The following is a 13027-nucleotide window of genomic DNA, read 5'->3' as shown; positions in this document are numbered from 1 at the left end:
TCGTAACGTGGGGGGTGGTTTTCTTTTGCCGAAAATCACCATCACGGTTCATATGGATCCCCGTCGGCATCCCGACAAGCCATCGACAACATCCCAATATCTGGTAAGCGCGTGATTATCGCTGCGTGCAATTACATGCACCCCCCTTGGTCGAGTATTATGGTTCGGCTATGCCCTTTGCGCATGGCGTTCTTCTGACCTTTTCCTTCGACGCTTGGCGGTTTTTAGATTCATGGCTTCATCCCCGAGCTACATACCGTACCTATGCGTGGCAGCGGCGGCCTTTATCACGACCTTCCTCGCGGTGCCCCTGGTCAAGCGCTTGGCAATTAAGCTCGATGCCGTCGACTATCCTTCTAAGCGCCGCATCAACACAAAGCCCATCCCGCGTTTGGGCGGAACGGCGGTGTTTTTGGGCCTGGTCGTTGCCTGCATTGTGCAAATCCTAGGCACCTGGCACCTAGGCTGGCCACCCGTCCTGGTGCCGCACCCGCGCCTTCACATTAGCTATCCCATGCTGGCGCTCTCCTTTACCGTCATCTTTGCGACCGGCGCTATCGATGACGTCTTCCAACTCAAGCCCAAGCAAAAGCTGGCCGGGCAGGTCCTCGCCGCGCTCATCGCCTGTATCGGCGGCCTGCGGATCGGCGTCATCGTCAACCCGTTTGCCCCCGGCGAAATCATGCTCGGGTGGCTCGCCTACCCCATCACCGTAATCTATCTGGTGGCATTCACCAACATCATTAACCTCATCGACGGCCTCGACGGCTTGGCCACGGGCATCTGCGGCATCGCCTCGTTCACCATGTTTTCGATGGCCGTTCTCTCGGGCCGCATCGACGCCGCCGCGCTCTCCATTGCGCTCTTTGGCGCCTGCCTGGCCTTTTTGCGCTACAACTTCAACCCCGCAAGCATCTTCTTGGGCGACTCGGGGTCGCTGCTTCTGGGCTTTGCACTGGGCTCCATCTCGCTGCTCAACGTGAGCCGCACCGCCGCGCTCACCTCGCTTATCATCCCGCTCATCGTTGCCGGCGTGCCCATCATCGACACGTTTAGCGCCATCGTGCGCCGCAGGCGCGCCCACATTAGCATTGGGCAGGCCGACAAGGGCCACATCCACCACCGCCTAATCCAAGAAGGCTACAACCAAAAACAGGCCGTGCTGCTCATCTATGCCTGGTGCATCATGCTTTCGGCCGGCGCCGCCGCGATTAACCAGGTCGAAGTGCCCATGCGTGTGCTCATCTTTACCGTGCTCGCCATTGGCTCGGCGGCCTTCGCCAAGCACCTGCACCTGTTTGAACCCGTGCTACGCCACCATTACAACAAGCGCACGCACGAGGACGAGCTCGTCACCCCCGACGACCCCGCCTTTAAGCAGGAGGAGCAGGCAGCCGAGGAGCGCAAAGAAGAGCGCCACCACAAGCTCTAGGGCAAGCTGCCGAGGATGTGCCAAGGCACCGTTGGCCAAGCGCGGCCGCGCCGCGCCCATCGCACAAGCCGCACCACGCGCGTCCCTCTCCCGCCCTCGCCTACTTACGCACCGCCCCTCCAATAAACGCGTTATCATCTTGACCCATGAACATACGTTAGGAGCAATCATGCCAAACGAGAACAGCTACGAAGTCGCGCTGCAAAAGAGCAACGCCATTCGCGAGGGCCTGACCAAAACGCCCGAGAAGTTCACCATGCTCACCGGCGACCGCCCCACCGGCCGTCTGCACCTGGGCCACTACTTCGGTACCCTCAAGGGCCGTGTTGAGCTGCAGAACATGGGCGCCAAGACCAACGTGCTCATCGCCGACTACCAGGTCATCACTGACCGCGACACGACCGAGCACATCCAGGACAACGTGTACAACATGGTCATGGACTACCTTGCCTGCGGCATCGATCCCGACAAGACCATGATCTACGCGCACTCCGCCGTGCCCGCCGCCAACCAGCTCATGCTGCCGTTCCTGTCGCTGGTCTCCGAGGCCGAGCTGGCGCGCAACCCCACCGTCAAGGCCGAGATGGAGGCCTCGGGCCACGAGCTCACCGGCCTTCTGCTCACCTACCCGGTGCATCAGGCCTGCGACATCCTGTTCTGCAAGGGCAACGTCGTGCCCGTCGGCCGCGACCAGCTGCCGCACATCGAGCTCACCCGCACCATCGCCCGCCGCTTTAACAACCGCTACGGCAAGGTGTTCCCCGAGGTCGACGCGCTGCTGTCCGAGACCCCGCTGCTGCCGGGCCTGGACGGTCGCAAGATGAGCAAGAGCTACGGCAACGCCATCAACATCTCGATGACCGCCGAGGAAACGGCCAAACGCATCAAGAAGAGCCAGACCGACTCCGAGCGCATGATCACGTTCGATCCCGAGAACCGCCCCGGCGTGTCTGGCCTGCTTTCAACAGCCGCCATCTGCACCGGCCGTTCCGAAGTCGAGATTGCCGAGGAGATTGGCATGGGCGGCTCCGGCCAGCTCAAGAAGTACGTGACCGAGGCCGTCAACGAGTACTTCGCACCTATCCGCGAGCGTCGCCAGCGCTACGAGAACGATCTGGACTATGTGAAGGACGTCCTGCATGAGGGCAACCGTCGCGCCAATGAGATCGCCGAGCAGACCCTGGCCGAGGTTCAGGACGCCATGGGCATGGTGTACTAGACCGATTTGCTGGCTTGAGCTTTCGATTGCTTTAGGGCGGGCGCTACGGCGTCCGCCTTTTTTGGAGCCGGACCGCTTCAGCTCCATCCATCACACTCTCCCGACAAACAGGAACAGGCCCGCCGGCAGTTAGCTGCCAGCGGGCCTGTTCCCGAAGTACACCGTTGAATCGCACAGAGGGGAGGGATGCGAATCAAACTCAACAGGGCAGGCTTTTTCATCGCCTATTGCCTGCTCCGTTGCTGAAACCAATATAGTTCACCGTGGCTTACTTTCTAGCGTCAAACTACCCCAACATACCTTCTCCATAAGTTAGCCCAGGTAAACCTGCAACGGAAAGCCACCACAAAGGGGACAGGCACCTTTGTGGTGGCTTTGACCACGGCAGAGCTGTTAGAGTCCAGCAGGCCAACGACAGGCGGCCAGATCAACATGCATGGGATCGGCAAACGTCACGCCCTCCCCCATTAAGAGCTCGCGCTGAGCATCGGGGCCGCCAAAGGCAAAGCCCTCACAGATACGGCCGTCGGCAAACACCACGCGATGACAGGGAATTTGGCCAGGGCGCGGATTACTATGAAGGGCATACCCCACGTACCGCGCACTTCGTGGACGACCGGCAAGCAGTGCCACCTGACCATACGTGGCGACCATCCCCTCGGGGATCTGCTCGACCACCCCGTACACCCGATCAAAAAAGCCCTCAGACGCCATTGCTCGCTCCCTTCCACCCGGAAAAGCATAAACCATCACAAAGGGGACAGGCACCTTTGTGATGGTTTATGGCAGGTCGGTTAGTTGGCGGGCTGGAAGAAGGCTACTGCCACGGCGCCGGGGCCAACGTGGGTTCCGATGGTGGCGCCGATGGTGTGAACGGGCAGTTCGCCCTCGGTGTGACCAGCCCACAGTGCCGCGCTGTCCTCGATATACTTCTTGAGCACCGCATCCGAAAGGCCCGTATAGCCGAGCGCCAGCGGCATGGAAAAGTCGATGCCGCCCGCCTTTTCGACCTTTTGGTTCAGCAGGTTGCGGCCGTTCTTGGAACCGCGCGCCTTGCCCAGCTGCACGATCAGACCGTCCTCGACAGCCACCACGGGCTTCACGTTGAGCAGCGTGCCCACGGCGCCGGCCGCAGCAGACAGACGACCGCCGCGCACCAGGTACTCCAGCGTCTCGAGCAGGCCGATAACCACCACACGGTCGCGCACGGCCTCGACAGCCGCCGCGATCTGAGATGCACTGCGGCCCTCGTCCACCAAGCGCAGCGCATACTCGACCAGGACGCGCTCGCCCAGGGTGACGTTGTTGCTGTCTACCACGAACACGTCGCCACCTGGCGCCTCGGCAAGTGCGGTACGGGCACTCTGATTGGTGCCTGATAGCTTAGCGCCCACGGTAATAATCACTGCCTCGTCGCCGGCCTCACGTGCTTCGGCAATCGCCTGCGAAAACGCGTACGGGTTGACCTGGCCGGTCTTGGGCAGCTCGTCGCGCTCCACAAGCATCTCGTAAAAGCGCTGGTGATCGATGTCGACGCCATCCATATACACATCGGTGCCAAAGGTGACGGACAGCGGCAGAACACGCAGAGCGGGGTGCTCCGCCGGCGACATATCGCTGGCGGAATCGGTAATAATGCGGACGGACATAGCGAATCCTTTCTTGCGCAGGTCTCGCGCAGGGAATTTTGACAGCAATGTCCCGGCACGGCGTACGCGCTCAAACGGGACGATGCAGTTCTTGGCTGAAAGCTAGCTCCAGCGCGGCTCTAGATCTCGCGCAAGGTGTTGAGAATCGTGCGCAGCGACGCATACATCTGCTCGCGCTGCTCCACACCCATAGCCTTACCGGTGGTATCGAGCACCTCGCGAATGATGCGGTCCGCCTCGCTCATGCTCTCGCCGCCTAGAGCGGTCAGGCGCACCGGAGCACGATACTTAACGGCGGCATCGCCCGAATCATCGACCTCAACGTAACCGCCCTCCTCCAGATGCGCGAGCGTGCGCGAAACGGCGGCACGGGTCACGCCTGCCATGCGAGCCAGGTCAGCACCAGTCAGGCCGTCCTTGCTGCGCTCAAGATAGTACAGGCACATAACGTCGGAGCCCTTGAGGCCCAGCCTTGCGCCCTCGGATGTCTTAATGCGCTGGATCTCCTTGTAGAGCCCGCTGATCAGTCCGACAAAGTCCTCGAAACGTGTCTCGTCGTTCTGCTGCATGGGAGACGACCGCCTTTCGCTTGCATAATGCTAACGGGTAAACATCTTAGCCGTATCCAGCGACCGCCGGCCCTGCGTGCCTCATTTGTTGACCCATCAACATAAAAATCACCACAAAGGACAGGCGCCTTTGTGGTGATTTTGGGCATCAATAGGTTCTAGGCGCCGCTACAGCTCCACACAGGGATTGTCGCGGGTCACAAGCGTCTTAACGACAACCGTCGCTCCCAGATAGCGCTCGAGCAAATCGGCAAGACGGTCGATGGCGGCCTGGCAGTCCTCCATTCGCTCGGGCTCCACGCACTCAATCGCCAGGAACGCGTCGGCCGAATCGTCGGACAGGGCCGTTCGAACGCCGTCGCGCCAGTTCCAGCAGCGGCACACGGCGCCCGCATCATCGATGTAGGCGAGCTCGCCGGGCAGCGTCGGGTCATCCGCTTCCTCGCCAAGAGGCAAGAACGCATCGCCACCGTCGGTCACCTTCAAGCGAAGGTCTCCCTCGATCGCATGCAGATCCTCGCCTCCCACGGGCAGCGCGTAGGTCAGCGACACCGTGTTGTAGATGTCCACCGCGGGCGTAATGTGGCCCACAGGCTTGTCCTTAAGCACGCGCTTGAGCAAGTTCTCGATCGAGCAGCGGGCGCCTTTCTTGGTCTTGAACAGACGATAGGCCTCGCGCCATGCCTTGACCGGTGCGTTCTCGCTGATAGTGTCGCTGGTCAGATGACGCTCCACATCGATATTGGCGCGGTCGAGCAACGCCGCAATCGCATCCACGTCCTCTTGAGGAATCTGAGCCGTGGGCTTCATGCCCTCCACGACCACAACACCGACCGCTGCCTGCGGAAACAGCTCCCAGAATGAATCCTCGGCAATAAAGCCTTTCATACGTGCTCCCTTCATCGTGCGCGCCCGAGTGAGGGCGCCTAAACAAAAAGCTCCCTTACAACGGCCACCTTCAAAGTCCTACGGTGCCGTCACAAGAACGCTTGCGCTGTCCCCATCCGGAGAAGGGGACGATATGTCAGGCGCATTGTAACCCGAGTCATCCACGCGAGCAAAACCACCACAAAGGTGCCTGTCCCCTTTGTGGTGGATATGGACTCACGGCGAAGCTAGTGGCGAAGTCCCAGCAGCCCGCGGCCGCGATGACGGGCGTCGGCGTGTACTTGAACGTGCGGGCCTGCGGCTTTGACGGACTCGGGCAGGTGCGAGTACTTCTTCTCGAAGTTCTCCTCGAACATCACCGCCAGGTTGTGCGCGGCCTCGTCGAAGCGCGCGGTGCTCTGCCAGTACTGGCGCGGCACCAGGATGCCGTCGGGCACACCGTGGCACGTAGTGGGAATGTCGACATTAAAGATGTCGTCGTGCACGAACTCGCTGTCCTCGATGGTGCCGTCGAGGGCGCGGGCCACCAGGGCGCGCGTGTAGGCAAGCTCGATGCGATGACCCACGCCGTAGCCGCCGCCGATCCAGCCGGTGTTGACCAGGTACACACGCGTGCGGCCGTCGGCAATGCGCTCGCCGAGCATCTTGGCGTAAACCATGGGGTCGAGTGGCATAAACGGCTCGCCGAACAGCGAAGAGAACGTGGGCGTAGGCTCGGTGACGCCGACCTCGGTGCCGGGGATCTTGGCCGTAAAGCCCGTCACAAAGTGATACATGGCGGCATCGGCCGTTAGACGCGAGATGGGCGGCAACACGCCAAAGGCATCGCAGGTCAAAAACAGTACGACGCTCGGAGTGGTGCCCATGCCCTTGGTCCACGCGTTGGGGATATGCTCGACGGGGTAGGCCACGCGCGTATTGTGCGTGATCGAGATGTCGTCGTAGCTGGGCTTGCGGTTCTCGTCGAGCACCACGTTTTCGCAGATCGCGCCAAAGCGGACAGCGTTGAAGATTTCGGGCTCGTGGAACGCGTCCAGGCCCTCGCATTTGGCGTAGCAGCCACCCTCGATGTTGAAGATGCCCATGTCGGACCAACCGTGCTCGTCGTCGCCGATCAGCAGGCGCGTGGGGTTGGCCGAAAGCGTGGTCTTGCCGGTGCCGGAGAGGCCAAAGAACACGGCGGTCTCATGCGTGACGGGGTCCATACTGGCCGAGCAATGCATGGGCAGCACGTCGTCCTCGACGGGCAGCAGGTAATTCATGACGCTGAAAATGGACTTTTTGATCTCGCCGGAGTAGCCGGTGCCGGCGACCAGAATCACGCGCTCCTGGAAGTTAATGACCACGGCGGCGCTGGAGTTGAGGCCCTTGATGGCGGGATCGCACTGGTAGCCCGGCGCGGCGAGCACGCAGAAGTCCGGCTCGCCGGTGCGTGCGATTTCACGGGCAAGCGGGCGGGCGAGCATCTGCTTAATAAAGAGCGCCTGGCTGGCACGCTCGCAGGCGACAAGCAGACGACGCGTATGGTTGCGGTCGGCACCGGCCATACCGCGAGTGACGAACACGTCGCGCTCGTTGAGATAGTCGACGATGCCGGCCTTGATGGCCTCGTAGCTCTCGACAGACAGCGGGCGGTTGACCGCGCCCCAGGCGATCTTGTCGTGCACGTCGGGCGTGTCGACGATAAAGCGGTCGTTGGGCGAGCGTCCGGTACGCTCCCCCGTCTCGATCACCAGTGCGCCGTTGGAGGCCATGCGGCCTTCGTTGCGGCGGATGGCGTGCTCGACGAGTTCTGCTGCCGGCAGGTCAACCAGCAGGCGGGGCTGGTTCTCGGCGGGATCTTCGACCAGCGTAATGCCAAAGTTGGACAGAACTTCTGCAGGGGTAACACCTGGCATGGGGCCTCCTTTAAAAACGCGACACGTGGACGCGGCGCGCACTTTACTCACGTAAAGCCCGTTGTACCCGATATGCAAAAACGTTTTTGCGGCAACGGCGAAGCGCCCGCCCAACGGTCAAAAATCGCACGCAAGCGGCCTAGTCATTGGGGACGTTTTTAAACGACTAATCGTTGGGGACACTCTTGAACAGGCAACAACCAAGGAGTGTCCCCGGATGCCGGCACTTAGGGACGTTCCCAAAGTGCCGGCACATAAGGAACGTCCCCAAATGCCGTCTACTGAATGGCGCCGCCGAAATTATCGAACAACCTGTTCAAAAACACGACCGAACACCGTCGCGTCTATACTAGAGTGCAGCAATAGAAAGGACTCCGCTTTGAGCATCACGCCCCTCGATAGCATTCGCCGCGCCATCGCCCGCCGCAATGGCGTCGCCGACCCCACCGTATCGGACGGGGCGCACGGGCAGGGCGGACGCATCGAGAACGGCCTGTTCCCCGCATCGCACACCGCCGAGGAGCTCGCACGAATCCAAGAGCTAAGCCAGCGCAACGCCGGCGGCCCCGACAGCAGCCAGGCCACACGCCGTCGCCGGCGCGAACGCGATCGGGAGCCCGGCCCCGTCCGCCGCATGGTCAACGCTTGGTGGAACCGCCTGCTCGGAGCCGTCTACGGCGGCGGCTTCTCCACACAAGAAGCCGAGTACGAAGATCACGCCACCCGTCGCGACTACCTTTGGAATACCCTGGGCACCGCCGTGTGGGGCATGGCGTTTCCGTTGCTCACCATCGTGTCCACACAGCTCGTGGGCGCCGAGGAGGCTGGCAAATTCTCCATCGCCTTTGTCACCGGCACGCTCATCATGATCGCGTGCAACTACGGCGTGCGCAATTTCCAGGTCTCGGATATCGACGAAAAAACCTCTTTCGCCTCCTACCAGCTCAACCGCTGGCTCTGCGGAGCGCTCGCGCTGGCATGCGGCCTGGTATACAGCAGCGCCCGCGGCTACGATGCGCAGATGGCCACGATCGGCCTGGGCGTCTACCTGTATAAGGTGATCGACGGCGTGGCGGACGTGTACGAGGGCCGCCTGCAGCAGGCCGACAAGCTCTATTTGGCCGGCATGAGCCAAATGCTGCGTTCCGCCGGCGTCATCGCGGTCTTTAGCATGGCGCTGTTCCTTACGCGCAGTATGCCCATCGCGGCCATGGCCATGGGCATCGCCGCGATTGCCTCGCTCGTGCTGGTCACCGCGCCGCTTGCCCTGCTCGAGACCGAAAAATCGCGCCGCGTGAGCCTGCGCGAGGTCGGCCACCTGTTTATCCAGTGCGCCCCGCTCTTTGGTGCGCTGTTCCTGTTCAACCTTATCGAGAGCATGCCCAAGTTCGTGATGGAAGGCACGCTGGCATACAAATATCAGCTGTACTTTAATGCCCTGTTCTTTCCGGCGCAGGCTATTTTGCTGAGCATTGGATTTATCTATAAACCGCAGCTCCTGCGCTTGTCGAGCATTTGGGCTAATCCTCGCAAGCGTCGTCGCTTTGACCTGATTATTGTTGCCGTTATGGCACTGATCGTGGTCATCACCAGCGTGTGCGCCGCATTTATGGCAGGTCCCGGTATTCCCCTCATGAGCTTCATGTACGGCCTCAATTTTGAGCGCTACCGCACGCTGGCACTGCTGATGGTTGTCGCCGGCGGCGTCACCGCGGCCATCGACTTTCTCTACGCCATCATCACGGTGCTGCGCCATGCCGGCGACGTCACCAAAATCTACCTGATCTGCTTCGCCGTAAGCGTAGTGCTGCCGGTGATCCTGATCAACCTGCTGGGTCTGATGGGCGCCGTGGTGAGCTACCTAGCCATCATGGCCCTACTCCTGGTGCTGCTGATTATCGAATACGCCCACATCCGCCAACGCATCGAGCGCGACCGCAACCCGTACGGCGTCTAATTCGAATCAATTTGAAGAAAAGAAACGTCGATGTTTTGGCACCGACAGCGAGCAGTCTCAAAGTGCCCCAGGTTGGCGCGAAAGAGGAGCGACGCGTACTTCCGTACGCGAACGACGGTTTGAGCGACAAGATGGGGTGCTTCGGGGCTGCGCAGCATCAACGTGGCCGCCGTTCGGTAGAACGGCGGAACAAAGTTATTCCCCGGGGCGAATATTCGCGTAGAACTCCGCCCCATCATCGAGCCGCAGGATGCCCACGCGACCGAACTCGGAGCCGGTGGCGGCAGCGCAGTCGATGTCGATGCGATCGGGCACACCGGCGGCATCCTCGCCGCCCAGGCGCACGATCTGCCCGCGGCCCGACTCCTCATCGAGCCCCGCAAGACCACCGACCTCGCAATAACGCCCGAGCGACACCGTTGGCGTGTGACCGCTCACCACGACCGGACCCTTGCCCTCGGCAGAAAGCAGCCCGGTCGGCGCATCCCAATAGCCGTGACGAATCCACAGCAGGTCATCGGCCGACTGCACCGCGAGCATCTGCTGCAGCAGCTCGCGATCGGCACCCACCGCTCCAACGCCATCGGCACAATCGACGCCATGCTCAAGCAAAAACGCGCGCGCCGCCTTCATCTCGATTCCAGCATGTACCAGCAGATACGGGCGCTCCTCGGTCTCGGCCACCGCGTAGAGCGGCAGCGCGGCCATCCATCGCACGAGCTCCTCGTATGCGTCAAATTCCATGTCGTTGAGCTGCTCGCGCGTCGTCCAGCCACCGTTGATATCCCAGGTCTCGGCATCGAGCGGATCCTGGCCAATGATGGCATCGAGCATGATCTGCTCGTGATTGCCCTTGAGCACGCGGGCGTTGGGCAGCGAGCGCACGAGCTTAATAACGCCGACCGGATCGGGCCCGCGATCGATCATGTCGCCCAGCACGTACAGCGTGTCGTCGGACGCCAGCGAAATCTTAGACAGGGCCTCGTCAAGCGCACGCACGTGCCCGTGAGCATCAGATGTCACATAGATCGCCATGGTACGCCTCTCCTTGCATTGCGGCCGAAGCCCGGCGCCGCAACTAAAACTTCAAGTTGAACTTAAACGTTACCCATTGTACTCCGTTGCAATAAAGCTGGAAAGGGTTTCCAAGCAGAGGCAAAGACGGCAGCCGTCTATGACGATATCGCGCACGCCCGCAATCCAACCCCATAAACCCACCATCTTTGGGTACAAATAACCGCAGACAACTGACCGTGCCACGCCAACCACCCAGGAGCGGACACCATCCATGAACCAGATCCTTCTCTTTATCGGCCTCGTTATTATTCTGTGCCTGACCATCAAGCCCGTCGGCAAAAAACTCCCCTTCCCCACCCTGCTCATCTTTATCGCGCTCGGCATGCTGTTGGGCGTCAACGGGCCGGCGCACATCGAATTTAGCGACTACGCGCTCACCGAAACCGTCTGCAGCACGGCGCTGCTGTTCATCATGTTCTACGGCGGCTTTAACACCAATATCGACCGTGCCAAACCCGTTGCCGTGCCCGCGGTATTGCTGAGCACGCTCGGCGTCGTCATCACTGCTGGCATCACCGGCGTGTTCGCCCACTTTGTGCTGGGCTTCGACTGGATCGGCGGCCTGCTGCTGGGATCGGTCGTGGCGTCCACCGACGCGGCCAGCGTCTTTAGCGTGCTGCGCGAGCACAGCCTTTCGCTGAGGGGCGGCACCGACTCGCTGCTCGAGGTCGAATCGGGCTCCAACGACCCCGTCGCCTACATGCTCACCGCCGTGCTCGCCACACTCGCAGCCGGCGGCGACATCAACATTCCCGCACTGCTGGCCAAGCAGATTATCCTGGGCGCGGGCCTGGGCCTTGCCATCGGCTGGGCGGCGGGCCGCCTGATTGAACGAGCGCACGCAACGGCCGAGGGCGCGCAGACCATCTTTTTGTTCGCCGTGGCGATCGTCGCCTACGCATTGCCGAGCTATCTGGGCGGCAACGGCTTTTTGGCCGTGTACCTGGCCGGCATTGTGCTGGGCGCGAGCGACATCACCGGCAAGGTCGAGATGGCGCACTTTTTTGACACCCTCACCGAGATGGCCGAGATGACCATCTTCTTTTTGCTGGGTCTGCTCGTCACGCCCGCGCGCCTGCCGCAGATGCTGCTGCCGGGCCTGGCGCTCATGGCGTTTATGCTCTTTGCGAGCCGCCCCATCGCCGTCGGTCTGCTGCTGGTGCCCTTTAAGACGAACCCTCGCCAGGTTGCACTCGTAAGCTGGGCGGGCTTGCGCGGCGCGGCTTCGGTCGTCTTTAGCCTCTTTGCCGTGGTAGCCGGCGTTCCCGGTGGTCACGACCTGTTTGACCTGGTGTTTGTGATTGCCGTATCGAGCATTGTGGTGCAGGGTTCGCTACTGCCGGCGGTGGCGAAGAAACTCGATATGATCGATGCGGCCGGCGACGTACGCCGCACCTTTAACGACTACCGCGACGAGGACGGCATGTCGTTTGTAAAGCTCAAGGTGAGTGCGGGCCATCCGTTTGTCGGTCGCTCGCTCGCCGATATTGGCAGCGCGACGGACATGCTCGTGGTCCTGGTGCTGCGCGACGGGGCGCATCCGGTACTGCCCAATGGCGACACCGTGATCCAGGAAGGCGATCTGCTGGTGATGGCAGCCCCAACGTTCGAAGAGCGTGCCGAGGTTACGCTGCGCGAGGTCACCGTGACGCCCCACGGTCGCCTGGCCGGTCAGCGCCTGCGCGACGTGCCGCAGGGCAAGCACCCGTTTATCGTGGTGATGCTCAAGCGCGAAGGCCAGACGATCATCCCCGACGGCGACACCCTCATATACGCCGGCGACGAAGCCGTCATCGCCACGCTGGCGTCGTAGTGGCTAGGGGTAGCCGTCCCGAATTGACCATATTTGAGCATAAATCGCCCCGGCTAGGATCTCGTTGCGGACAATTAGCGTCTCTCAAAACTAAGTGAGTAGACTTTTACCGAATCGCCGACCACGTCACCAAAGCACAAGTCTGTGACCTGCGAGTTTGTTAAAGCAAATTTGTCGTGTGCTCAGGATTTCCAATAAAGCCTACTCACTTAGCCAGCAGGCAGTCAAAATAGAACGGTCGCGAGCTCATTAGACTCCATTGCGACGGTTTATCGTTCATCTTCGCGCAGCCGCGGGTGCAGACGCCCCGTCTCAAATTAGCTACCCTAGTCATCGTCGACGGCAAAGTCGCGGAGGTCGAGACCCTCGCGTTCGGCTCGGGCTAGGAGCTCTTGGGGCGACTCGTCCTCGATATCCATCACGTCGAGCATGGCAGCGGGAAAGCCAACGCCTGCCGCACTCCCCGCACGATCGAGCTGACTCTCGCGCAGCTGATCTACATCAACGTCGATCTTCAAGATGAAA

General features: G+C 61.3%; 11 protein-coding genes. 4 read left to right on the top strand and 7 right to left on the bottom strand.

The annotated features are described in order from the left end of the window. The first annotated feature begins 232 nt into the window (after positions 1-232). Together DXC18_RS07475 and trpS are read left to right on the top strand one after the other, a co-directional pair. Entirely contained in the window at positions 233-1432 is a 1200-nt protein-coding gene (locus DXC18_RS07475; protein ID WP_117716820.1) for an MraY family glycosyltransferase, read from the top strand. Between the two features lie 169 nt (positions 1433-1601). Further along, positions 1602-2651 (top strand): tryptophan--tRNA ligase, encoded by a 1050-nt coding sequence (gene trpS, locus DXC18_RS07470; RefSeq protein ID WP_117716819.1) that lies wholly within the window; start codon positions 1602-1604, stop codon positions 2649-2651. A 393-nt stretch (positions 2652-3044) separates the two neighbouring features. On the opposite strand, the gene DXC18_RS07465 is transcribed toward trpS, so the two are convergent. The 5 genes from DXC18_RS07465 to pckA all read right to left on the bottom strand — a co-directional run bounded on the left by DXC18_RS07465 (position 3045) and on the right by pckA (position 7655). Then, on the bottom strand, positions 3045-3365 hold the full coding sequence (locus DXC18_RS07465) for an MGMT family protein (protein WP_117716818.1): 321 nt from the start codon (positions 3363-3365) through the stop codon (positions 3045-3047). An 80-nt stretch (positions 3366-3445) separates the two neighbouring features. Next, positions 3446-4300 (bottom strand): DegV family protein, encoded by an 855-nt coding sequence (locus tag DXC18_RS07460; protein WP_117716817.1) that lies wholly within the window; start codon positions 4298-4300, stop codon positions 3446-3448. A gap of 119 nt (positions 4301-4419) precedes the next feature. Beyond that, entirely contained in the window at positions 4420-4869 is a 450-nt protein-coding gene (locus DXC18_RS07455) for a MarR family winged helix-turn-helix transcriptional regulator (protein WP_022093866.1), read from the bottom strand. Positions 4870-5037: 168 nt separating this feature from the next. Continuing rightward, positions 5038-5757, bottom strand: a complete 720-nt coding sequence (locus DXC18_RS07450; RefSeq protein ID WP_117716816.1) for a B3/4 domain-containing protein — start codon at positions 5755-5757, stop codon at positions 5038-5040. A gap of 227 nt (positions 5758-5984) precedes the next feature. Then, positions 5985-7655 carry a phosphoenolpyruvate carboxykinase (ATP) gene (gene pckA, locus DXC18_RS07445; RefSeq protein WP_117716815.1) on the bottom strand — a complete coding sequence of 557 codons (1671 nt, stop codon included), beginning with the start codon at positions 7653-7655 and terminating at the stop codon, positions 5985-5987. A gap of 379 nt (positions 7656-8034) precedes the next feature. On the opposite strand from pckA, the gene DXC18_RS07440 reads away from it, so the two are divergent. After that, on the top strand, positions 8035-9612 hold the full coding sequence (locus DXC18_RS07440; protein ID WP_369831443.1) for a lipopolysaccharide biosynthesis protein: 1578 nt from the start codon (positions 8035-8037) through the stop codon (positions 9610-9612). A 195-nt stretch (positions 9613-9807) separates the two neighbouring features. Here the strand turns inward: DXC18_RS07440 and DXC18_RS07435 are convergent, their stop codons facing one another. Then, positions 9808-10647, bottom strand: a complete 840-nt coding sequence (locus DXC18_RS07435) for a metallophosphoesterase (protein WP_117629084.1) — start codon at positions 10645-10647, stop codon at positions 9808-9810. A gap of 253 nt (positions 10648-10900) precedes the next feature. Between DXC18_RS07435 and DXC18_RS07425 the strand changes: the two genes are divergently transcribed. Then, positions 10901-12502, top strand: coding sequence for a potassium/proton antiporter (locus DXC18_RS07425; RefSeq protein WP_117629082.1), 1602 nt, complete (start codon positions 10901-10903; stop codon positions 12500-12502). 326 nt (positions 12503-12828) lie between these two features. Here DXC18_RS07425 and DXC18_RS07420 read toward each other — a convergent pair whose 3' ends face one another. After that, complete coding sequence (locus DXC18_RS07420; RefSeq protein ID WP_117583757.1) at positions 12829-13020, bottom strand: hypothetical protein; 192 nt, start codon at positions 13018-13020, stop codon at positions 12829-12831. Between the last annotated feature and the right edge of the window lie 7 nt (positions 13021-13027).

This window comes from Collinsella sp. OM08-14AT, assembly GCF_003438115.1.
In the GTDB taxonomy this organism is placed as follows: Bacteria; Actinomycetota; Coriobacteriia; order Coriobacteriales; family Coriobacteriaceae; genus Collinsella.
This window is presented reverse-complemented; position numbering and strand designations above follow the sequence as displayed.

Coding starts and splice junctions, on each gene's coding strand:
- DXC18_RS07460 (WP_117716817.1), bottom strand. CDS start 4,300: ATGTCCGTCCGCATTATTACCGATTCCGCCAGCGATATGTCGCCGGCG.
- DXC18_RS07465 (WP_117716818.1), bottom strand. CDS start 3,365: ATGGCGTCTGAGGGCTTTTTTGATCGGGTGTACGGGGTGGTCGAGCAG.
- DXC18_RS07425 (WP_117629082.1), top strand. CDS start 10,901: ATGAACCAGATCCTTCTCTTTATCGGCCTCGTTATTATTCTGTGCCTG.
- DXC18_RS07475 (WP_117716820.1), top strand. CDS start 233: ATGGCTTCATCCCCGAGCTACATACCGTACCTATGCGTGGCAGCGGCG.
- pckA (WP_117716815.1), bottom strand. CDS start 7,655: ATGCCAGGTGTTACCCCTGCAGAAGTTCTGTCCAACTTTGGCATTACG.
- DXC18_RS07435 (WP_117629084.1), bottom strand. CDS start 10,647: ATGGCGATCTATGTGACATCTGATGCTCACGGGCACGTGCGTGCGCTT.
- DXC18_RS07455 (WP_022093866.1), bottom strand. CDS start 4,869: ATGCAGCAGAACGACGAGACACGTTTCGAGGACTTTGTCGGACTGATC.
- DXC18_RS07450 (WP_117716816.1), bottom strand. CDS start 5,757: ATGAAAGGCTTTATTGCCGAGGATTCATTCTGGGAGCTGTTTCCGCAG.
- trpS (WP_117716819.1), top strand. CDS start 1,602: ATGCCAAACGAGAACAGCTACGAAGTCGCGCTGCAAAAGAGCAACGCC.